Genomic DNA, 19,589 nt, shown 5'->3' with positions numbered 1-19,589 from the left:
CTGGCCACGGCGGGCGCCGGCCCCGGTCCCGCCTGGCTGTACTGGCTGGACGGCACGGAACTGACGGCCCAGCAGGGCCTCGCCCTGCTCGCGCTCGGCCGGGCGGCCGAGGCGGTACCGCTGCTCGACCGGGCGCTCGACGAGCTGGAGCCGTCCTACATCCGCGACCGCAGCATCTACGCGGCGCACGCCGCCGAGGCGCACGCCCGCACCGGCGACCGGGACGGCGCGCTGGCGCTGGGCCGGGAGGCCGCCCGGCTGTCCAAGCAGTGCGGCTCACCGCGGCTCGCGGCCGCCCTCGACGCGCTCAAGGAGACCCTCGACCAGGACGGGCCACGCGACAGGTCAGCGCATACCTAACGATGACCGATTCCCCTGTGCGGCCCGCTCCGTAACGTCGTGACCTGCAAGGAGACGGCGCAACCCGGCGCCGGCGACAGCAGGGAGACGACAGCCATGAGCGACATCCAGCAGCTGGTCGAGCAGTACATCGCGGTGTGGAACGAGACCGACCCGGCCGCCAGGCGGCGCGGGATCGGCGCGGTCTTCGCGGCCGACGCGCGCTACACCGACCCGCTGGCCGACGTCACCGGGCCCGACGCGCTCGACGCGGTGATCGCGGCGGTGCAGGCGCAGTTCCCCGGCCTGGTCCTCACCCTCGGCCCGGTCGACGCACACCACGACATCGCCCGCTTCACCTGGGAGCTGGGGCCGGCCGGCGGCGAGTCGCTGGTCGTCGGCTTCGACGTGGTCGCCATCGGCGACGACGGTCTGGTGCGGCGCGTCCTCGGCTTCCTCGACAAGGTGCCCGCCGCCGCCTGACCGCGGCCCGCCCCCTCCTCCCCCTGCGACACGTGACAGGAGTTCCGCCATGGCCTCGGCCGCCTCCACGCTCTCCCCGTCCGCACCCAGGAGCGCCGCTCCCGACGCCGGACGGCCGGGTCTCGGCCTGCTGGTCCTGCTGGCCGCCACCTTCATGACCTCGCTGGACATCTTCATCGTCAACGTGGCGATACCCGCGGTGCAGGGCGACCTGGGGGCCGGCTCCGCGGCGATCCAGTGGGTGGTGGCCGGCTTCGGCCTGGCCGTGGCCACCGGGCTGATCACCGCGGGCCGCCTCGGTGACATCTTCGGCCGCCGGCGGATGTTCACGGTGGGGCTCGCGCTGTTCACCGCGACCTCTGCGGCCTGCGGTTTCGCGCCGACCGCCGGGACACTGGTGGCGGCGCGGGTGCTGCAGGGGCTGTCCGCGGCCCTGACGGGCCCCCAGGTGCTGGCGATCCTGCAGACCGGCTGGACGGGGAAGGCGCAGGCCAGGGCGTTCAGCATGTACGGGCTGACGATGGGCGTCGGCGCGGTCTTCGGGCAGCTGATCGGCGGGCTGCTGATCAAGGCGGACGTGCTGGGCCTCGGCTGGCGGGCGTGCTTCCTGATCAACCTGCCGGTCGGGCTCGCCGCGCTGGCCGCGGTGCCGCGGGCGCTGGCCGAGTCGCGGGCGCCGCGCCGGCCGCGCCTGGACAACACCGGGGTGGCGCTGTCCACCGCCGCGGTCGTGGCCCTGGTGCTGCCGCTGATCCAGGGCCGTTCGCTGGGCTGGCCGGTGTGGACGTGGCTGTGCCTGGCGGGCTCCGCGGTGCTCTTCGCGGTATTCGTGGCGCACCAGCGGCGGCTGGGCGCGACGGGCGGTGACCCGGTGCTGGACACGGCGCTCTTCCGGGAGCGCGGATTCGCCGCGGGAGCGCTGGCGCAGCTGGTGTTCTGGACGGGGCAGGGCTCGTTCTTCCTGATCCTCGCGCTGTATCTGCAGGCCGGCCGGGGCCTGGACGCGCTGGCGTCGGGTGTGGTCTTCCTGGCGATCGGCGCCGGCTACCTGCTCACCTCGACCGCGGCGCACCGCCTCGCGGAACGCCTCGGGCGCCGTACGGTCCCGGCCGGTGCGCTGCTCATGGCCGCGGGGCTCGGCGCGCTGTGGGCCGCGGTGCACGGGTCGGGCACCAGCGGCAGCCTGTGGGAGCTGGTGCCGGGGCTGTTCCTCGACGGCGTGGGAATGGGCATGGTGATCGCGCCGCTCACCCACGACGCGCTGGGCACCGTCCCCGCACACCTGGTCGGCGCGGCCTCCGGGGTGGTCGCGACCATCCAGCAGGTCAGCGGCGCGCTGGGCGTCGCGCTGATCGGCATCGTCTTCTACGGCGCGGTCGGCGCGGGCGCACCGGGCCGCTACCCGCACGCCTTCGGGCTCGGCCTGGCCTTCCTGCTGGTGCTGGAGGTGCTGCTGGCCGCGCTGACGGCCCGCGGAGCGGGCCGCGCGGGGGCCGACGCGGGCTGAGGCGCGACGTGCACGGGTAAGGGGCACTCCTCCAGGAGGGTGCCCCTTACCCGTGCGCATGGGCCGTCGGCTAAGGGCCGGGGCCGTGGGCCGTGGGCCAGAATCTCTTCCGGCCCACGGAACGAATCGCGGTGCCGCCGCCTCTGAGGGGTGACGCACCAGCCGTGTCCGAGGAGGCCGCCGTGCCGCAGCGAGGAAGAGACCCGATCCGTGGCTGAACCCGACCCACCTGCGGACCACCCGCCCGCGGACGACGAGTACGCGGCAGGCGAGTCCGCGGCAGCCGACCGCCGCGCCACCGCCCGCCTGGTGCGGGCCGCGCAGCGCGGCGACACGCTGGCGATGAACGACCTGCTCGACGAGCTGGCGCCCTTCGTCGGCCGGATCTGCGCGCCCATCGCGCTGGACGACGGCCCCGACGCCGCGCAGGAGGCGCTGATGATCGTCTTCCGCGGCCTGCGCGGCCTCAAGGAGCCGGCCGCCGTTTACGGCTGGGTGCGGACCGTCGCGGCACGCGAGGCGGTGCGGGTGGCCAAGCGGGCGGCCCGTGCGGTGCCCGCGGAACTGGCGGAACTGCCCGCGCCGGGCGACCCGCAGCTCGGCGCCGACATCCGTGACGTCCTCACCCGGCTCTCCCCCGAACACCGGGCCGTTCTCGTGCTGCGCGACCTGGAGGGACTCGACGAGCGCACCGCCGCCGAACGCCTCGGGCTGCGCGTCGGCACCGTCAAATCCCGGCTGCACCGCGCCCGGGACACCTTCAGGAAGGCGTGGTCCGCATGACCGCCGGCTGGCCGACGGCCGACCCCGACCCCGTACGCCGGCTGCACGCGCTGGCGGCGGGAGTACGCAACGCCCACGTCACCGAGGGGGTCGTCGACGCGCCCGTCGACGTCGTCTGGCCGCTGATCGCCGACCTGGAGGGGGAGTTCGGGAGGATCGTCACGGACATGGCGCGGGTGCGGGTGATCAGCAGGGACGGCGATCGCCTGGAGGCGTCCGCGCACAGCAGGTTCGGCCCGCGGGCGCGCTTCAGCGGGGTGCTGCGCCCCGGCTGGTGCTGGCTGCAGAGCCGCTTCCTGCTGATCGGCGTCGCGGCGGCCGACCACGGTGACGGTCGCACCACGGTGGCCTTCACGGGCGGGCTGCGGGTGCCGGGCCGAGCGGCCCTGGTCCCGCTCGGGGTACGCGCCGAGGGGCGGCGCAACCTCGCCCGGCTCGCCGCCCGTACCGCGGCCCGGAGTTGAGCCCGGGGGTTCTCCCCCGGGCTCGGGCGCCTCAGATGCGGGAGAGGCGGACGACCGGGATGTCGCGGTCGGTGCCCTTCTGGTAGTCGTCGTAGGGCGCGTACACCTCGAGCAGGTGGGGCCAGACGCGGGCCTTGTCCTGCGGGGAGAGCACTTCGGCGCGGGCCGCGAAGCGCTCGCCGAGGACGCGCAGGTGCACCTCGGGGTTCGCGACAAGGCTGTTGAACCACAGCGGGTGCTCGGGGGCGCCGCCCTTGGAGGCGACGATCAGGTAGTCGTCGCCGTCGCGGCCGTAGATCAGCACCGTACGGCGCCACTCACCGCTGCGGCGCCCCTCGTAGTCCAGCAGCAGGCAGGGTGAGCCCTTGAGGTCGGTGGCCTCGGTGCCGTCCGACTCCTCGTAGCGCTTCGCCTGTTCCGCCACCCACGATTCGGGGCTGATCTTCACACTGGCGGGGTCGTAGACGGTCATCCGTATGCCTCCTGGGGGGTTTGTCGGCAACCTTCCCCACTCTAGATCGCCCCCCGTCCCTGCTCAGCGGCGACGCCGCCGTCTGGTGGAGTACGACCAGCCGGTTCCGACCCCGGCGAAGTGCAGGGCCACGAAGAACAGCCCCGCGAGCATCAGGCTGATCGGTGTGAAGGCCGCGTCCGTGTCGGTGCTCGTGACGTTGATCAGATAGGCGATGGCGAAGATGACGGCGCCTACGGCTGCCAGCATGCGACCCCTCCTCGGTTGTGGGCCGCCCGTGCGGGCGGCGCTCCCGGCTCCGGGCACCTGCGGCGCCCGTCACCGAGCACCTGCCCCCGAACCCCCGTTCGACGCAGGCTGTTTCACCGGGATGGGGAGCGGCTCACCCCGCCATGCCGGGTGCGCCCCAGACCGGGAACCAGCGCGACAGGTCGGCCTCCAGCCGCAGGTCGTTCGCGACCAGGGCTTTGACCTGCAGTTCCAGCGCGTGGTCGCGCTTCTCGCCGGGCAGCGGGGCGAAAGGGTAGAACGACCCGCGCTTGTACAGGTAGACCAGGGCGATGCGGTGGCCCTCGCCGTCCTCGAAGCCGACCAGGGAGCACAGCAGCTGCGGCCCGAAGCCGCCGGACTCCAGCGCGGAGTTGACGGCGTGCAGGTCGGTGACGAGGTCGGTGACCTCGCTGGGGTCGCGCCGGGACTGCAGCCAGGTGTAGCCGTAGCTGTCGCGGCTGGACTCGACCGGCAGCAGGGCGCGCAGGTCCTGCTGGATCTCGGCGAAGGCGCCCCCCTCCACGGCGGCGAAGCACACCGCTCCCCGCCCGGTCGGCCGCAGTTCGCTCGCCGCCCGCAGGGTGATCGCGGCGGACGCCAGGCCGAAGAGCTGGTCCAGGTCGGGCTTGACCGGCTTGCTGCGGCCGAGCAGCACGTCGAGCAGCCCCATCAGCGGCGGTCCAGCTCGACGGTGATCGCGGCCAGCTGGGCCAGCCGCTGCTCAAGGCTGGGGTGGGTGGCCAGCACCTTGGAGACGGTGGCACTGGTGGTGAGGGCGGGGGCGAAGTAGAACGCGTTGAACGGCTCGGCCGCGCGCAGGTCCTTGGTGGGGATCCCGGCAAGGTCGCCGCTGACCTTGGTGAGCGCCGAGGCCAGCGCGGAGGGGCGGCCGGTCAGCAGGGCGGCGCTGCGGTCGGCGGACAGCTCGCGGTAGCGCGACAGCATCCGGGTGAGCAGGAAGCTGATCGCGTAGACCACCGCGCTGACCAGCGGGACGAGGATGAAAAGCGCCGCGGTGCCCGGGTCGCGGCTGCGCCGGAAGCCGCCCCACAGGCCGATCCTGGTGATGACGCCGGCAAGGATGCCGAGGAAGGAGGCGATCGTCATCACGGCGACGTCCTTGTGCGCGACGTGCGACAGCTCGTGGGCGACGACGCCTTCCAGCTCCTCGGGCTCCAGCCGGCGCAGCAGCCCGGTGGTGACGCACACCACCGTGTTCTTCTGGTTGCGCCCGGTCGCGAACGCGTTGGGCACGTCCGAGCGGGCGACGGCGACCTTCGGTTTGGGCAGGTCGGCCAGGGCGCAGATCCGGTCGATGACGCCGTGCAGCTCCGGCTGCTCCTGCGGGGTGACCTCGTGGGCGCCCATGCTGAAGGCGGCGATGCGGTCGCTGAACCAGAACTGCACGACGAAGAGCAGCCCGGCGATGATCAGGATCATCGGCCACGCACCGCGCAGCAGGGCGAGCAGTGCTCCGACGAAGACGACGTACAGCAGTCCGATCAGGAACATCGTGACGACCATGCGGGTCGTCAGTCCCCGGTCCTGTGCGAAGCGGTTGCGTGGCATGGCCCCTCCCGAGCTGTGCTGGGGCGCGGGTCGCGGGCGGCGGCCCTGCGTGTTCCACTGGTCATGATGCTGGGTGCATCTCCAACTGTTGCACCGATCCAACGACCGTGACGACCCTTGCGGTTCCGCCTATCGGGTCACATCGAGCACCAGTTTGCCCACCGTGCGCCTGGCGCGCAGGTCGGCGTGCGCCCTGGCCGCCTGCGACAGGCCGTAGACGCCGCCGAGTTGCGGCCGCAGCCGCCCGTCCGCCGTCATCGCCAGCAGCTCCGCCAGCGGCTCGCGGTACATCCCCGGCCGGCCCAGGCAGTGCATCAGCCAGAAGCCGACGACCGCCCGCGAGCGGCCCATGAGCTGGGCGGGCTGTACCGGGGTGGGGGCGGTCCTGGACGCCATGCCGTAGGCGACCAGCCGGCCGAAGGGGGCCAGGGCGGCGAGCGAGGCATCGAAGACCGGGCCGCCGGTCATCTCCAGCACGATGTCGACCTTGCGGCCGCCGTTGGCCGCGGTCAGGCGGTCCGTGAGCCCCTCGGGGTCGGCGTCCACCGCGACGTCGGCGCCCAGCTCCAGCGCCAGGTCGCGCTTGTCCTGGGTGGAGGCGGTGGCGATCACCCGGCCCGCGCCGAACTCCTTGGCCAGCTGCACGGCGAGCGAGCCGGTGCCGCCGGCCGCCGCGTGCACCACGACGCTCTCCCCCGCCGCGAGCCGCGCCGACGTCCGCAGCAGGTGCCAGGCGGTGAGGCCCTGCACGATCAGCGCGAGTGCCTGGCCGTCGGCGACCTCGTGGGGCAGCTCGACGGCCAGCTGCTCCTGGACGACGGCCTTCTGGGCGTATCCCCCGTTGTCGGTGAGGGCGACGACCCGGCGGCCGTCGGCGGTGCGGCCCACCACCTCGGCGCCCGGCACCAGGGGCAGGGTGGCGCGGGCGAGGTAGGAATTCTCCACGGTGTGCGTGTCGGCGTAGTTCACCCCGGCGGAGTCGACGTCCAGCAGGAGCTGCCCCTGGCCCGCGACCGGGTCGGGCACCTCGGCCTCCCGCAGGACCTCGGGTCCGCCGAACTCGGTGATCTGGATCGCGCGCACGGCGTCTCCTCCGGGGTGGTGCCTCATGCCGGGTTCCCGGCACCGGCCGCATATTACCGACCGGTCGGTATGGTGGCTAGTCGCGGCAATGTGCCACGCCTTGTCTCACTTTCCCGCACCTCGGTACATTCCCGCGTCCTGCCACGCCCTGCCGTACATTGCCGCGCCGCCGGGGCCGCCCCGGGCCTCGGTCAGGCGGCCGGGACCGGCTGGGGCGGCGGCGGTCCCGTATAGCGGGCGGACGGTCGGATGATCTTGCTGTCGGCGGCCTGCTCCAGGATGTTGGCACTCCAGCCGACGACCCGGGCGGCGGCGAAGGTCGGCGTGAACATCTCCCGCGGCAGCCCGCACAACTCCATCACCACCCCGGCGTAGAACTCCACGTTGATGTGCAGCTCGCGGCCCGGCTTCAGCTCGGCGAGCAGCGCCTCCGCGCGCGCCTCGACCTGGACCGCGAAGTCGACCAGGTCGCCGCCGATGTCCCGCGCTATGCCCTTGAGCAGCCGGGAGCGCGGGTCCTCCGTGCGGTAAACGGGGTGGCCGAAGCCCATGATCCGCTCGCCGGCCGTGATGTGCTCGCGCAGCCAGCCGTCGATGCGGTCAGGGGTGCCGATCTCGTCCAGCGTGTCGAGCGCGCGGCTCGGCGCGCCGCCGTGCAGCGGACCCGACAGCGCGCCGACCGCCCCGACCAGGCAGGCCGCCAGGTCCGCGCCGGTCGAGGCGATGACCCGGGCGGTGAAGGTGGAGGCGTTGAAGCCGTGGTCGACGGTCGAGATCAGGTACTGCTCGACGGCCCGCGCCCTGGCGGGGTCCGGCTCCTGGCCGGTCAGCATGTACAGGTAGTTCGCCGCGTACGGCAGGTCGTCGCGCGGCTCGACCGGCGAAAGGCCGCGGCCGAGCCGGTGCAGCGCGGTGAGCAGCGTCGGCACGGCCGCGCAGGCGGCCAGCGCGTCGGCCTGCCGCTGTTCGGGGTCGAGGTCGTAGACCGGCCGGAAGCCGGCGGCGGCGCCGGTCAGCGACAGCGCCGTACGCAGCCCGGCCAGCGGCCCCGACCCCGCGGTGGCACGGGCCACCGCGGGCAGCGCCTCCCGTACGGCGTCGGGCAGGTGGCGCAGCGGCGCGATCTGCCGGGCGAAGCTCGCGCGCTCCTGCGCGGTCGGCAGCGTGCCGTTGACCATCAGGTGCCAGACGTCCTCGAAGCTGCGGACCGCCGCGAGCTCGACCGCGTCGAACTGGCGGTAGTGGTAGAAGCCCTCGGCTCCGCGGACGTCGCCGAGCACGGTGTCGGTGACGATCACGCCCTTGAGGCCGCGCGGGACCTGGAGCGGGGCCGCCTGCGGCTCGGCGGACCGCGGTGCGGCCGGGTTCGGGGTGGCCGCGGGCAGGTGGGTGGTGGGCATCGGATTCCTCCTTGGCTCTTCACTTGACTGTCCATGATTGATTATCATGCTGTCAACGTTGACTGATCAATGTGAGCGGGGGTTGACGGGAGGTGGATACGGTGGCGCCCATGACGGAGGGGACGGCGGGCGGCGGCGACGCCCGCATCAGCACGCGGGAGGCCGCGGCGCGGCTCGGCGTCAAGCCGGAGACGCTGTACGCGTACGTCAGCCGGGGGCTGCTCGGCAGCCGGCGGGCCGCCGGCGGGCGGGGCAGCACCTTCGACCCGGCCGAGGTGGCCGCGCTGGCGGCCAGGGGCCGGGCCGGGACGGGCGGCTCCGGCGCTCCCGCCCCGGGCTCTGCCACCGCCTCCGCTGCCCCAGCAGGCGGGGAGGGGGACGGGTGGGGCCGGATCCGTACCGGCATCACGCTCATCGACCCGGTGGCCGACAGCTACGCCTTCCGCGGGGTGGACGCGGTCGCCCTCGCGGAGGCGTACGCCTACGAGGAGGTCGCCGACTGGCTGTGGACCGGGGAGCTGCGGCCGGGCGTCCGCTTCACCGCTCCCCCGCTGCCGCTGGCCGCGGCCCGGGCGGCGGCCGGTTCGCTGCCGGAGGGCAGCGGGCCGATGGACCGGATGCGGGTCGCGGTGATCGCGGCGGGCGCGGCCGATCCGCTGCGCTTCGACCTCGCGCGGGAGGCGGTGCTCGGGTGCACGCGCGGGCTGATCCCGACGCTGGTCGACGCGTTGCCGCCGGCCGGCGGAGGGCAGGGCGGTGACGGTGACGCGCCCCTGGCCCGGCGGCTGTGGTCGCGGCTGACCGCGCGGGAGCCGGACCCGGCGTCGCTGCGGGTGCTCGACACCGCGCTCGCGCTGCTCATCGACCACGACCTGGCCACCTCGACGCTGGCGGTACGGGTCGCCGCCTCCGGCCGCGCCCACCCCTACGCGGCCGTTTCGGCCGGACTCGGAGCGCTCGACGGGCCGCTGCACGGGCAGGCCAGCGCACTGGCCCACCGGATGCTCCGGGACGTCATGGACCAGGGCGGTGCGGGGCCGGTGGTCGCCGCGCACCTGCGGGCCGGGCACCGCGTGCCGGGGCTCGGGCACCGCCTCTACCGCGGCGAGGACCCGCGGGCGCGGCTGCTGCTCGCGCAGCTCGCGGAGGTCCCCGCGGCGGCCGGCGCGCTCGCGGCCGCACGCGACACCGTCGCCACGGCGGCGCGGCACACGCCGCTGCACGCGAACGTCGACCTTGCGCTGGCCGTCCTGTCGGTCGCCTCCGGGATGCCCGCGGAGGCGGGCGAGGCGATCTTCGCCGTGGGGCGGACCGCGGGGTGGGTGGCGCACGCGCTGGAGGAGTACGGGGAGGAGGCGCTGCGCATGCGGCCCGCGGGGGTGTACGACGGGCCGCCGGCCCCTCAGCCCCTCCCGCTCCCGCGACCGGGTGGCGCCCCTGCGTGAGCGCGTACCGGCCTGCCGGCCGCGCTTTCGGGTGGGTGCCATTCGCGGTCGGCGTCGCCTTCCCCCGGCGGCGGGCCGGTCGCGCAGTTGCCCGCGCCCCTTCTGGCTCGACCTCTGCGCAAGAGGGCGGGCGTTTGTCAGGGGCGAGGGCCACTCGGGGGAAGCTAGGTGCGGGAGAGGTGGGGGACGCGGGCGACCAGGTCGGACCACTCCGCGTCGGTCTGGCCGGGGACCATCCGGCCGGCGGAACGCCACTGGTCGGCGAGTGCGGCGAAGACCGGCGCGTCCGCCCGGTGGTGGTGCTGGTACTGCAGAACCGTTCCACCTCGTGCCGCCTCGTCGACGGCTTGCGCTTTCCTGACCCTCTGCATCGGTGCCATACGCCCTCAACGAGTGTGCGGCGGCGCACGCCATGGAAGCTCCGCCCGCACCACTCGGACGAGTGAAGGAACCGCCGGGCCGGGCGGAATTTCCCGGCGCCGCGGCCCGTTGTGGGGGCATGAGCACTGTGGAGCTGACCAAGGAGAACTTCGACGAGGTCGTGTCCGCCAACGACTTCGTCCTCATCGACTTCTGGGCCGCCTGGTGCGGCCCGTGTCGATCCTTCGCACCGGTCTACGACAAGTCGTCGGACAAGCACCAGGACCTGGTCTTCGCGAAGGTCGACACGGAGGCGCAGCCCGAGCTTGCGGCGGCCTTCCAGATCCAGTCGATCCCGACGCTGATGATCGTCAGGGACAAGGTGGCGGTCTTCGCCCAGCCGGGCGCGCTGCCCGAGCCGGCGCTGGAGGACGTCATCGCGCAGGCCCGCGCCCTGGACATGGCCGAGGTCCACAAGTCCGTGAAGGAAGCCCAGGAGCAGCAGGGCTGACCCCTTCCGCCACGAGCCCGGCAGGCGCCAAGCGCCGCCGGGCTCTTCGGCGTGCGGCGATGTCAGTGGTCGGACCTACCCTCATGGAGTGGGTGGAGCCGTTGACGCGAGTGCCGGCCGGGTGGCCGTCGTGGCCGATCCGGTCGGCGGCGGCGGGCGGCTGTGCGGGGTCGGCGAGGACGGCGGGACGGTCGGCGGGACCGCGGTGGCGGCCGACCTCGCCCGGGCGGTGCGGGAGGTCGAGGCGGCGTCCGGCCCGCGCTGGGTGTGGGGCGGGACGGAGGGGATCTACCAGGAGCTGCTCGACCGGGGCGGGGTCCGGGTCGGGCGGTGCCATGACGTGAAGCTGGTCGAGTCGCTGCTGCTCGGCCAGGAGGGCAGGCACGGCACGCCGCGTTCGCTGGGGGCGGCCTGGGCGCGGCTGCACGGGCTGCCCGAGCCGCCGGACGCGCCGGAGACCGGCGCCGACGACCAGCCGGTGCTGTTCGCCGCCGACCGGCACCACCTGCCGCCGGGCGCCGACCCGCTGACGGCGCTGGTCGAGGTGCATGCCGCGCAGCAGCGGCGGATCGCAGCGAGCGAGCAGCCGGAGCGGATGCGGCTGCTGTGCGCGGCGGAGTCCGCGGGCGCGCTGGCGGCGGTCGAGATGGGCAGGGACGGCCTGCCGTGGAGCGCGCGGGCGCACGACGAGCTGCTCACCGCGCTGCTCGGCCCGCGACCTGCGGGCGGTGCCAGGCCGGCCAGGCTCGGCGAGCTGGCGCAGCAGATCCAGGACGCGCTGGGCCGCCCGGTCAACCCCGACTCCCCCGCCCAGCTGCTGCCTGCCTTCGCCCGGGTCGGTGTGCCGCTGACCTCGACCCGTTCGCACGAGCTGCGCAAGGTCGCGCATCCGGCGGCCGAGCTGGTGCTGCGCTACAAGGAGCTGTCGCGTATCCATGCCGCGCACGGCTGGGCGTGGCGCGAGGCCTGGGTGCGGGACGGCCGCTTCCGGCCGGAGTACGTGGTGGGCGGTGTGGTCTCGGGGCGCTGGGCGACCCGGGGCGGCGGGGCGCTGCAGATTCCGCGGCCGCTGCGGGCTGCCGTGGTCGCCGACCCGGGCCATCTGCTGGTGGTCGCGGACGCCGGGCAGCTGGAGCCGCGGGTGCTGGCCGCGATGTCCGGCGACCAGGGCCTGGCCCGGGCCGCGGCCGGCGGCGACCTGTACACGGCGGTGGCCAGGGACGCCTTCTCCGGCGACCGGCCGCGGGCCAAGATCGCCCTGCTGGCCGCGATGTACGGGCAGACCAGCGGCGAGGCGGGCCAGCTGCTCGCGGTGATGCGGCGGCGCTTCCCGGTGGCGCTCGCCCTGGTGGAGGCCGCGGCCCGGACCGGCGAGGCGGGCGGGATCGTCCGCTCGCAGCTCGGGCGTACGTCCCCGGCCCCGTCGGCGGACCGCTTCCTCGACGAGGCCGCCGACCCGGCGGACGGGGCGTCACCCGACCGCAGGGCGGCGCGGTCCTGGGGGCGCTTCACCCGGAATTTCGTGGTCCAGGCGAGCGCCGCGGACTGGGCGCTGGCGATGCTCGCGGCGCTGCGCCGGGAGCTGGCCGCGATCGGCCCGGCGCCGCGGCTGGTCTTCTTCCAGCACGACGAGGTGGTGGTGCACACCCCCGCGGACCTCGCGCCCGCCGTGGAGGCCGCGGTCGCGGCGGCGGCCGACGAGGCCCGCCGGCTGGTCTTCGGCGCGACGCCGGTGCCCTTCCCGCTGGAGACGCACGCGGTGGAGCGCTACGCGGACGCCAAATAGCCCGCGGGGTGTGCCGCCGCGGTCAGTTGTCGGCCGCGGCGTCGGAGTCGGCCGCCGATGCCGCCGAGTCGGCGTCGTCCACCAGCTTCTGCATGTGGGCGAGTTCCGACGGCGCGGGCGCCGGCGAGGTGCTGCCCGCGGCGCCCGGGCCGCCGGCGGCCCCGCCGTGGCTGCCGCAGCCGGTCAGCAGCAGCGCGGCCAGTGCCCCGGCCGGCAGCAGGGCGAGCGCCCGCCGCTGGGCGCGGCTCATTTCCCGCTGCCCTTCGCCGACTTCGCGACCTTCGCCGGGAAGTGCTGGGTGCCGCACCAGGTGCGGACGGCGTCCAGGTCGGTGGAGCGCTTGTTGAGGCTGGGCAGCAGCGACTGGCGGAAGGCCAGCCGGTCCTTGAGGAAGGTGGAGACGGCCGTGTCGCCCTTGGCGTCGGCGTTGTCGATCCGCTTCTGCAGCCGGGCGATGGAGCCGCGTTCGGTGACCGGGCCGTTCAGCCGGGCCAGTGCGCGGTCGATGTGCGCGTCGACGGACGGCAGCCGCTTGCACAGCGCGCGGGCGCCGTCCCCGGTGGGCGCCTTGCCCGCGGCCGGTGCGGAGGCGGAGGGCGTGGGGGCGGTGGTGTCGGCGGCGGCCGTCCCGGCCGCGGCGAGCAGGGCCGCGGCCGCCGCGGTGACGGCGATCGCGGTACGGGTGGTGGGCATGGCTGACCTCCTCGGTGGCGGCACCTGCTGCTGCCGGTGCCGTTTCGCCGGGAGGCTAGGAGCGGTCTTTGTGGAAACCTTGTGGGGCGTCGGGAGGCGGCGGCTCCGCGGTGAGCCAGTCGCGTTGCCGTGGCAGGGCGGGGCCTTGGGCCATGTGCGGGATGTCGAGGACGAACCAGGCGCCTGCCGCGCCGTCGGGGCGGCCGGTGACGGTGACGGTGCCGCTGTGCAGGGCGGCCTGCTGGCCGGCCAGGGCCAGGCCGAGGCCCGATCCGGGGCTGCCGGAGCGGCGTCGGAAGCGGGTGAAGACCGCGTGCCTGGCCTCGGGCGGCACTCCTGGGCCGTGGTCGCCGACGGTCAGCCGTACCGCGGCGCCGTCGGCGGTGGGCCGCAGCTCCGCCTCGACCGCGCCGGATCCGTGCACGACGGCGTTGGTGAGCAGGTTGTCCACGGCCGAGCGCAGGCCCTGCGGCCAGCCGCGGACGACGCAGGGTCCGGCGGTCCGCACCGCGACACGGGCCGCGGGGTGGTCGCGGCGCAGGTCGCGTACCGCGGAGTCGAGCAGGTCTGCGAGGTCGACCGGCACGAAGGCGTCCGCCTCGACCAGGTCGCCCTGGGCGAGGGTGCGCAGCATGACCAGCAGGCCGAGCAGCCGTTCGTGGCCGGCCCTCAGGTCGGCGACGACCTCGGCGCGTTCCGCGCCTTCCGGTGCGGGGTCGCCGTCGAGCACGTCGAGGTTGATCCGCATGCTCATCAGCGGGGTGCGCAGCTCGTGCGAGGCGGCGGCGGAGAAGGAGCGCGCGGTGGCCAGGGCCTCGGCGGTGCGGGCGGCCTGCTCGTCGTAGCGGGCCAGCACGGTCTGCAGGGTGCGGGCCAGGTCGTCGACCTCGGGCACGCCGGTGCGGCTGTGGTCGAGCCGGGCGGCGCTGCTCCGCGGGTCGATGCCGGCGGCCCGGCGGCGGAGCGCGAGCAGCGGGCGGGCCAGGCGTACGGCGGCGAGCCAGGCGGCGAGTCCCGCGACCGGTGCGGTCAGCAGGGCCACGGTGAGCACCCGGCGGCGTACCTGCGCGATCTGCCGCTGGCCCGCGGCGTCGGTGGAGAACAGCCACAGGGTGCCGCTCGCGGCGGGCCGGACCGCGGTGAGCGGCACGGCGAGCACCCGCCAGCTCTGCGCGCCGGCCGCCACGGTGACCGGGCGGGCGGCGTCCCGCGCGGCGGGCAGGGTGACGGAGGATGCGGGCTGCGGGCCGCCGGTGACCGTGCCGTCCGGCCCTGCCACCCGGATGCCGACGTCCAGCGCGGCGGTGAACAGCTTGCGCTGCCTGGCCTGTTCGACACTGGCCGGGCGGTCGTTGGCCATGGCACGCAGCAGGCTGAGGGCCTCCGGGCGTACCGCGGCGGCGCGTTCGCGCAGATGGGCGTCGCCGGCGGCGTGCACGTCACGGCCGACGAGCCTGACCATGATCCAGCCGGAGCCGACGACGAGCAGCGGGACGACGACCGCGACGGCCAGCGCGATACGGGTGGACAGTCTCATGTGCCGCTCCCGTCGCCGGGGCGCAGGACGAAGCCGACGCCGCGGACCGTGTGCAGGATGCGGGGGCGCCCGCCGGCCTCCAGTTTGCGCCGCAGGTAGCTGACGAAGGTGTCGACGGCGTCGGTGCGCACCTCGAAGTCGTAGCCCCACACCCGGTCGAGCAGCTGGTCGCGGGTCAGCACGATGCCGGCGTTGCGGGCCAGCGTCTCCAGCAGCTCGAACTCGCGCCGCGTCAGGTCGAGCGGGTCGCCGTCGCGGGTGGCGGTCCTGGCGGCCGGGTCGAGGACCAGTCCGCAGGCGCGCACCTGGTCGTCGGGGCGGGGCGGGCGGCGGCGCAGCAGGGCGTTCAGCCGCAGCACCAGCTCTTCCAGCGCGAAAGGTTTGACCAGGTAGTCGTCGGCGCCGGCCTGGAGCCCCGCGACGCGGTCGGCGACCTCGTCGAGGGCGGAGAGCACCAGCACCGGCAGGTCGCTGCCGGTGGCGCGCAGGGTGCGGCAGACCTCGATGCCGTCGATGCCGGGCATCGAGACGTCGAGGACCAGCACGTCGGGCGCGGCGGCGGCGAGTTGCTCCAGGGCGGCGGCGCCGCCGTCCGCCTCGCCGACGGTGAAGCCGCGCAGCCGCAGGGCGCGGCCGAGCGAGCGGCGGATGGCGGCGTCGTCGTCGACCACCAGGACCCGCCCGCGCGCGTCACCGCCGCCAGGCCCCGTACTGCCTGTGGTGCCCGTCATGTCCTGTGTGCCTCCGCTCCCCGGCCGCTCGCGCATGGTGCATCGCGGGAACCATGCCTACACGGCCGGGGGGCGGAGTGCTCTCACCGGGGTGTCATCCGCCGTACTGCGCGAAGGTGCGGGTGAAGTCCCAGGCCTGCTGCGAGACGCCCGAGCAGGTGTCGTCGTTGGGGTAGGCGCCGTTGCAGGGCCGGTCCCGGTTGGCGGACCAGAAGGTCAGCCGGGCCAGGTGGTGGCTCTGCGCGTAGGCCAGGATGGTGCGGAAGTCGGCCACGGTGACGGTCTCGCTGTTGTCGGTGATGCCGTTCATCGAGGAGATGCCGCTGTGCCGGTAGGCCTGGTCGTCGGTGTAGCCGTAGGCGTTCTTCACCGCGTTCTTCAGGCCGTCGGCGGCCCTGGTGGTGAGGGTGCCCATGTTCTGGCCGGCGCCGCCGAAGTCGAACGGCATGATCGTCCAGCTGTCGACCGTCAGGCCCGAGGCGGCCGCCTTGTTGATCAGGCCGGTGTCCGGGCCGCTCTGCCCGGTGCCGATGGTGACGTAGACCGCGAGGCCGGGGTTGTTGGCCTTGACGGTCTTGAGTGCGTCGACGGTGCGCTGCTGGACGGTGCCGTCGCTGTAGGCGTCGGCCTCGATGTCGATGTCGATGGCCCGCAGCCCGTAGGCGCTGATCACCTTCTGGTACGCCCCGGCCAGCGCGCTCGCGCTGGTGCAGGACTGCTCCAGCTTGTTGCCGCTGTAGCCGCCGAAGGACGGGATGACGTCGCCGCCGGCCGCCCTGATCTTGTTGATGGTGGACTGGTCGACGCCGCCGGTCAGCGCGCGCCCGCCGTCCCACTGCGGGTTGCAGGTGCCGTTGCTGAGCACGAAGGCGAGGGTGAACCACTTCACGCCGGTGGCGTTCATGATCGTGGTCGGGTCGGGCGGGTTGCCCCAGCCGTTGTAGAGGTACGGCGCCACGGCCTGCACGCCGTTCGCGGGCGGCGGGTCGGTCGGGGGTGTGCCGGTGCCGGTGGGCAGCGTCCAGGTCTGGTTGGCGCTGCCCGCGCAGTCCCAGATCTGCAGCCGGGTGCCGTTGGCGGAGCTGGGACCCGTCGCGTCGAGGCAGCGGCCGGAGCCGGCGTTGACCAGTTCCCCGCCGCTGCGGGTCCACTTCTGGGCGGCGGTGCCGTTGCAGTCGTAGAGCTGGATCTGCGTGCCGTTGGCGGTGCCCGCGGCGGTGACGTCCATGCACTTGCCCAGCGCCCGCAGCGTCCCGTCGGAGCTGACGGTCCAGGACTGCGCCGAGGTGCCGTTGCAGTCGTAGAGCTGCACGGCGGCGCCGTTGGCACTGCTGGCGGCGGCGACGTCGACGCACTTGCCGCCGTAGCCGGTGATCGCGCCTGCGGGGTCGGCGCCCGCGGCCTGGGTGATGCCGAAGGTGCCCAGAGTGCCGGCCGCCAGGGCGGTGGCGAGCAGGACGGCGTGTTGTCTTCTCATCAGCCGGTCACCGTCCACTTCTGGTTGGCCGTGCCGCCGCAGGTCCATATCTGCAGCCGGGTGCCGTTGGCGGAGCTGTTGCCGGTGGCGTCGAGGCACTTGTTCGCGGCGGGGTTGACGATGTCGTGGGCGGCGGTGACGGTCCACTTCTGGGCGGCGGTGCCGTTGCAGTCGTAGAGCTGGACCGGGGTGCCGTCCGCGGTGCCCGCGGCGGTGACGTCCATGCACTTGCCCAGCGCCCTGATGGTCCCGTCGGAGCCGACCGTCCAGGACTGCGCCGAGGTGCCGTTGCAGTCGTAGAGCTGCACGGCGGCGCCGTTGGCACTGCTCGCACCCGCGACGTCGACGCACTTGCCGCCGATGCCGGTGATGGCGTGGCCGCCGGTGCCGCCGCCGGAGGTGTCGGAGGTGGTCACGTGCACGTAGTCGACCACCAGTTGCTGCGGGAAGGTGGTGCTGCCGTCGGGGTCGCCGGGCCAGTAGCCGCCGACCGCGAGGTTCATGATCAGGTAGAAGGGGTGGTCGTAGACCCAGCGGTTGCCGCCCAGGTCGGCGGGGGTGCGGGTCTCGTAGACGTTGCCGTCGACGGACCACTTGATCGAGTTCGGCGCCCAGTCGACCGCGAAGGTGTGGAAGGCGTCGGAGAAGCTCTGGCCGCCCGGGAGCGTGTACCCGGCGCCGATGCCGTTGGCGCCGGAGTAGCCGGGGCCGTGGATGGTGCCGTGCACGCTGCCGGGCTCGAAGCCGACGTTCTCCATGATGTCGATCTCGCCGTCGGTCGGCCAGTTGCCGCCGCCGAGCATCCAGAAGGCGGGCCACATGCCCTGCCCGCGCGGCAGCTTCATGCGGGTCTCGAAGTGGCCGTAGGCCTGGCTGAACTTCTGCGGGGTGGACAGCCGGGCCGAGGTGTACTGGCAGGTGCCGTACCAGCACTGGTAGTTGGCCGGGTTCTCCTTGCGGGCGGTGATGACCAGGTCGCCCTGCCCGTCGAGCGCGGCGTTGTGGGTGCCGCTGGTGTAGTACTCGCGCTCGTGGTTGTTGACGTTGTCACCGGTTTCGTAGCCCCATTTGGAGCCGTCGACCGCGCTGCCCGCGGGGCCGTTGAAGTCGTCGGTGAAGGTCGCGGTCGCGGCCGCGGGTGCCACCGCGGGCTCGGCGGCGGCCCGCGCGGGCGACCCGGCCTGCTGCAGCAGTCCGCCGACCAGCAGGGCGGCTGCGGCCAGCAGCGGCAGGGGGCGTATCCGTCTGAACCGTCGGGTGGGGGGTGATGCCGACATGCCGGGCTCCTCGGTAGGGGCGGCGGAAACACGGACCGGAGCACACGGGGAGGTCATGCTCCTGACAGACGGCGAGCCGGAGTGCACCCCCGGCGGATCACCCGTACCGGGGGCGGACTTCGCTCACGTCTTAGTTCAGGACGTGATTTAAATGGCGGAGAGAAGTGCCGTCAATACTTCCGGCAAAGGTCTGTACCAAGAACTTCCCGCGGACCGCTCAGAGTTGCCGCCGTCGCACCAGTACCGCCAGCACCAGAACCCCTGGCACCAGCGGCAGCCAGGCCGTGACCAGCCGGTAGCCGAGGACGGCGGAGGTGGCGGCGACCGCGGAGGCGCCCGCGGTGACCAGGGCGAGGCCGAGCGCCGCGTCGAGCGAGCCGAGACCGGCCGGCGTCGGCAGCCAGCCGGCCGCGGTGCTGGCGAACAGGTACGCCACCACCACCCCGCTCACCGGCACCGGGGCGTGCACCGCGCGCACCACCGAGACCAGTACGGCCGCGTGCATGGCAGGGAAGGCCAGCGAGCCTCCCCACAGCGCCGCCACCCTGGCCCGGTTGCCGTGCAGCACGCGGACGTCGCGCACGACCGAGGCGAGGAAGTCCCGCAGCCGGTCGCGCAGCCGGCGGGCGCACCGGATCAGCACCACGCCGCCCGCCACGATCGCCACCGCCACGCCGGCGATCACCAGCGGATGGTCGGGGACCCCGGGGCCGCCGCCGGTGACCCGGTGCAGGTGCAGGGCGCCGGGGAAGAGCACGAGCACCGCGAGCAGCAGCGCGACCCGGCCGATGACCGCGGCGCAGGCCCGTACCGCGAGCGCCGCCACCGAACGGGTCGGGCTCAGCCCCCTGCGCACCAGGAACCGCAGGTTGACGGCGTTGCCGCCGACGCCCGCGGGAAGGACGTGGTTGGCCGCGGAGGCGGCGAACTGGGCGGCCAGCAGCAGCCCCGGCGGGAGGCGTTCGACGACCGCGCCCTGCTGGGCGGTGGCCGAGCAGACCCAGGTCATGAAGGCGGCGAGGCAGGCGACCACCAGCCACTCGACGTCCGCCGAGCCCAGTTGACCCGCGCTGGAGTCGATCATCGCCCACTTGCTGGTCACCAGCAGCGCGACGGCGGCCACCGGCAGCAGCACCGCCATCGACCGGACGGAAGCGCGCTGCCATCCGGGACCCTCATTGCGGGCGATGGACACGGGGACTCCTCGTCGCGTGGGGGCACGGCGGGTGGACGCTCCAGCCCAGGTTAGGCGGCTGCGGCCACCGGATCCCCCTCGCACACGGCCACCTGGGTCAACGTCTGACAAACAGCTGCCGACGTCCCGGTGGGCAGTTGACCCGGACGAGTGATCGCGACATGCCGGGCCCGGGCGTGCCGGACCGCCGGCCCGCGCTGGCTGCGC

Annotated in this window: 21 protein-coding genes and 1 pseudogene; 8 read left to right on the top strand and 14 right to left on the bottom strand. The window is 74.3% G+C overall.

Translation table 11 applies throughout. The annotated features are described in order from the left end of the window. The 5 genes and pseudogenes from NFU81_RS28825 to NFU81_RS28805 all read left to right on the top strand — a co-directional run. Positions 1-360: pseudogene (locus NFU81_RS28825) on the top strand (hypothetical protein); the annotation flags it as partial. Positions 361-456: 96 nt separating this feature from the next. Continuing rightward, a complete protein-coding gene (locus tag NFU81_RS28820) occupies positions 457-822 on the top strand; it encodes a nuclear transport factor 2 family protein (RefSeq protein ID WP_251496040.1) in 366 nt (121 codons plus the stop codon). A gap of 49 nt (positions 823-871) precedes the next feature. Then, positions 872-2,329, top strand: a complete 1,458-nt coding sequence (locus NFU81_RS28815) for an MFS transporter (RefSeq protein WP_251496038.1) — start codon at positions 872-874, stop codon at positions 2,327-2,329. 342 nt (positions 2,330-2,671) lie between these two features. After that, on the top strand, positions 2,672-3,112 hold the full coding sequence (locus tag NFU81_RS28810) for an RNA polymerase sigma factor (protein ID WP_251496048.1): 441 nt from the start codon (positions 2,672-2,674) through the stop codon (positions 3,110-3,112). Continuing rightward, a complete protein-coding gene (locus tag NFU81_RS28805; protein WP_251496036.1) occupies positions 3,109-3,576 on the top strand; it encodes a hypothetical protein in 468 nt (155 codons plus the stop codon). Before NFU81_RS28810 ends, NFU81_RS28805 begins: the two co-directional genes overlap by 4 nt. Before the next feature lie 31 nt (positions 3,577-3,607). Here NFU81_RS28805 and NFU81_RS28800 read toward each other — a convergent pair whose 3' ends face one another. From NFU81_RS28800 to NFU81_RS28775, 6 genes are all read right to left on the bottom strand, one after another. Continuing rightward, positions 3,608-4,048: a nitroreductase family deazaflavin-dependent oxidoreductase gene (locus NFU81_RS28800; RefSeq protein ID WP_251496034.1), complete on the bottom strand. Its 441-nt coding sequence runs from the start codon at positions 4,046-4,048 to the stop codon at positions 3,608-3,610. 63 nt (positions 4,049-4,111) lie between these two features. After that, positions 4,112-4,297: a hypothetical protein gene (locus NFU81_RS28795; RefSeq protein WP_251496031.1), complete on the bottom strand. Its 186-nt coding sequence runs from the start codon at positions 4,295-4,297 to the stop codon at positions 4,112-4,114. A gap of 133 nt (positions 4,298-4,430) precedes the next feature. Further along, positions 4,431-4,988 carry a PspA-associated protein PspAB gene (gene pspAB, locus NFU81_RS28790; RefSeq protein WP_251496029.1) on the bottom strand — a complete coding sequence of 186 codons (558 nt, stop codon included), beginning with the start codon at positions 4,986-4,988 and terminating at the stop codon, positions 4,431-4,433. Then, complete coding sequence (gene htpX / locus NFU81_RS28785) at positions 4,988-5,887, bottom strand: zinc metalloprotease HtpX (protein WP_251496027.1); 900 nt, start codon at positions 5,885-5,887, stop codon at positions 4,988-4,990. The genes pspAB and htpX overlap by 1 nt, the downstream gene beginning before the upstream one ends. Positions 5,888-6,016: 129 nt before the next feature. Beyond that, positions 6,017-6,970, bottom strand: coding sequence for a quinone oxidoreductase family protein (locus NFU81_RS28780; RefSeq protein ID WP_251496024.1), 954 nt, complete (start codon positions 6,968-6,970; stop codon positions 6,017-6,019). Between the two features lie 191 nt (positions 6,971-7,161). Next, positions 7,162-8,370 (bottom strand): citrate synthase/methylcitrate synthase, encoded by a 1,209-nt coding sequence (locus NFU81_RS28775; protein WP_251496022.1) that lies wholly within the window; start codon positions 8,368-8,370, stop codon positions 7,162-7,164. A gap of 110 nt (positions 8,371-8,480) precedes the next feature. Between NFU81_RS28775 and NFU81_RS28770 the strand changes: the two genes are divergently transcribed. After that, entirely contained in the window at positions 8,481-9,815 is a 1,335-nt protein-coding gene (locus tag NFU81_RS28770; RefSeq protein ID WP_251496019.1) for a citrate/2-methylcitrate synthase, read from the top strand. A 164-nt stretch (positions 9,816-9,979) separates the two neighbouring features. Here the strand turns inward: NFU81_RS28770 and NFU81_RS28765 are convergent, their stop codons facing one another. After that, positions 9,980-10,195: a hypothetical protein gene (locus NFU81_RS28765; RefSeq protein WP_251496017.1), complete on the bottom strand. Its 216-nt coding sequence runs from the start codon at positions 10,193-10,195 to the stop codon at positions 9,980-9,982. Between the two features lie 119 nt (positions 10,196-10,314). Between NFU81_RS28765 and trxA the strand changes: the two genes are divergently transcribed. Together trxA and NFU81_RS28755 are read left to right on the top strand one after the other, a co-directional pair. Further along, entirely contained in the window at positions 10,315-10,686 is a 372-nt protein-coding gene (trxA, locus tag NFU81_RS28760; RefSeq protein ID WP_251496014.1) for a thioredoxin, read from the top strand. An 88-nt stretch (positions 10,687-10,774) separates the two neighbouring features. Further along, complete coding sequence (locus tag NFU81_RS28755; RefSeq protein ID WP_251496012.1) at positions 10,775-12,472, top strand: bifunctional 3'-5' exonuclease/DNA polymerase; 1,698 nt, start codon at positions 10,775-10,777, stop codon at positions 12,470-12,472. A gap of 22 nt (positions 12,473-12,494) precedes the next feature. Here NFU81_RS28755 and NFU81_RS28750 read toward each other — a convergent pair whose 3' ends face one another. The 7 genes from NFU81_RS28750 to NFU81_RS28715 form a co-directional block, all read right to left on the bottom strand. Continuing rightward, positions 12,495-12,722 carry a hypothetical protein gene (locus NFU81_RS28750; RefSeq protein WP_251496010.1) on the bottom strand — a complete coding sequence of 76 codons (228 nt, stop codon included), beginning with the start codon at positions 12,720-12,722 and terminating at the stop codon, positions 12,495-12,497. Further along, the gene (locus NFU81_RS28745) at positions 12,719-13,165 is read right to left on the bottom strand and encodes a hypothetical protein (protein ID WP_251496008.1); all 447 of its coding nucleotides are present in this window, start codon (positions 13,163-13,165) and stop codon (positions 12,719-12,721) included. Before NFU81_RS28745 ends, NFU81_RS28750 begins: the two co-directional genes overlap by 4 nt. Positions 13,166-13,220: 55 nt before the next feature. Then, entirely contained in the window at positions 13,221-14,702 is a 1,482-nt protein-coding gene (locus NFU81_RS40865) for a sensor histidine kinase (protein ID WP_274037606.1), read from the bottom strand. Beyond that, positions 14,699-15,433: a response regulator transcription factor gene (locus tag NFU81_RS28730; protein WP_251496006.1), complete on the bottom strand. Its 735-nt coding sequence runs from the start codon at positions 15,431-15,433 to the stop codon at positions 14,699-14,701. Before NFU81_RS28730 ends, NFU81_RS40865 begins: the two co-directional genes overlap by 4 nt. A 94-nt stretch (positions 15,434-15,527) precedes the next feature. Continuing rightward, a complete protein-coding gene (locus tag NFU81_RS28725) occupies positions 15,528-16,910 on the bottom strand; it encodes a ricin-type beta-trefoil lectin domain protein (protein ID WP_251496004.1) in 1,383 nt (460 codons plus the stop codon). Next, a complete protein-coding gene (locus tag NFU81_RS28720; protein WP_251496002.1) occupies positions 16,910-18,187 on the bottom strand; it encodes an RICIN domain-containing protein in 1,278 nt (425 codons plus the stop codon). The genes NFU81_RS28725 and NFU81_RS28720 overlap by 1 nt, the downstream gene beginning before the upstream one ends. Positions 18,188-18,404: 217 nt before the next feature. Beyond that, positions 18,405-19,382: a lysylphosphatidylglycerol synthase transmembrane domain-containing protein gene (locus tag NFU81_RS28715; protein ID WP_251496000.1), complete on the bottom strand. Its 978-nt coding sequence runs from the start codon at positions 19,380-19,382 to the stop codon at positions 18,405-18,407. Positions 19,383-19,589 lie beyond the last annotated feature (207 nt).

The sequence above is a fragment of the Actinacidiphila cocklensis genome, from assembly GCF_907177275.1.
Classification (GTDB): domain Bacteria; phylum Actinomycetota; class Actinomycetes; order Streptomycetales; family Streptomycetaceae; genus Actinacidiphila; species Actinacidiphila cocklensis.
This window is presented reverse-complemented; position numbering and strand designations above follow the sequence as displayed.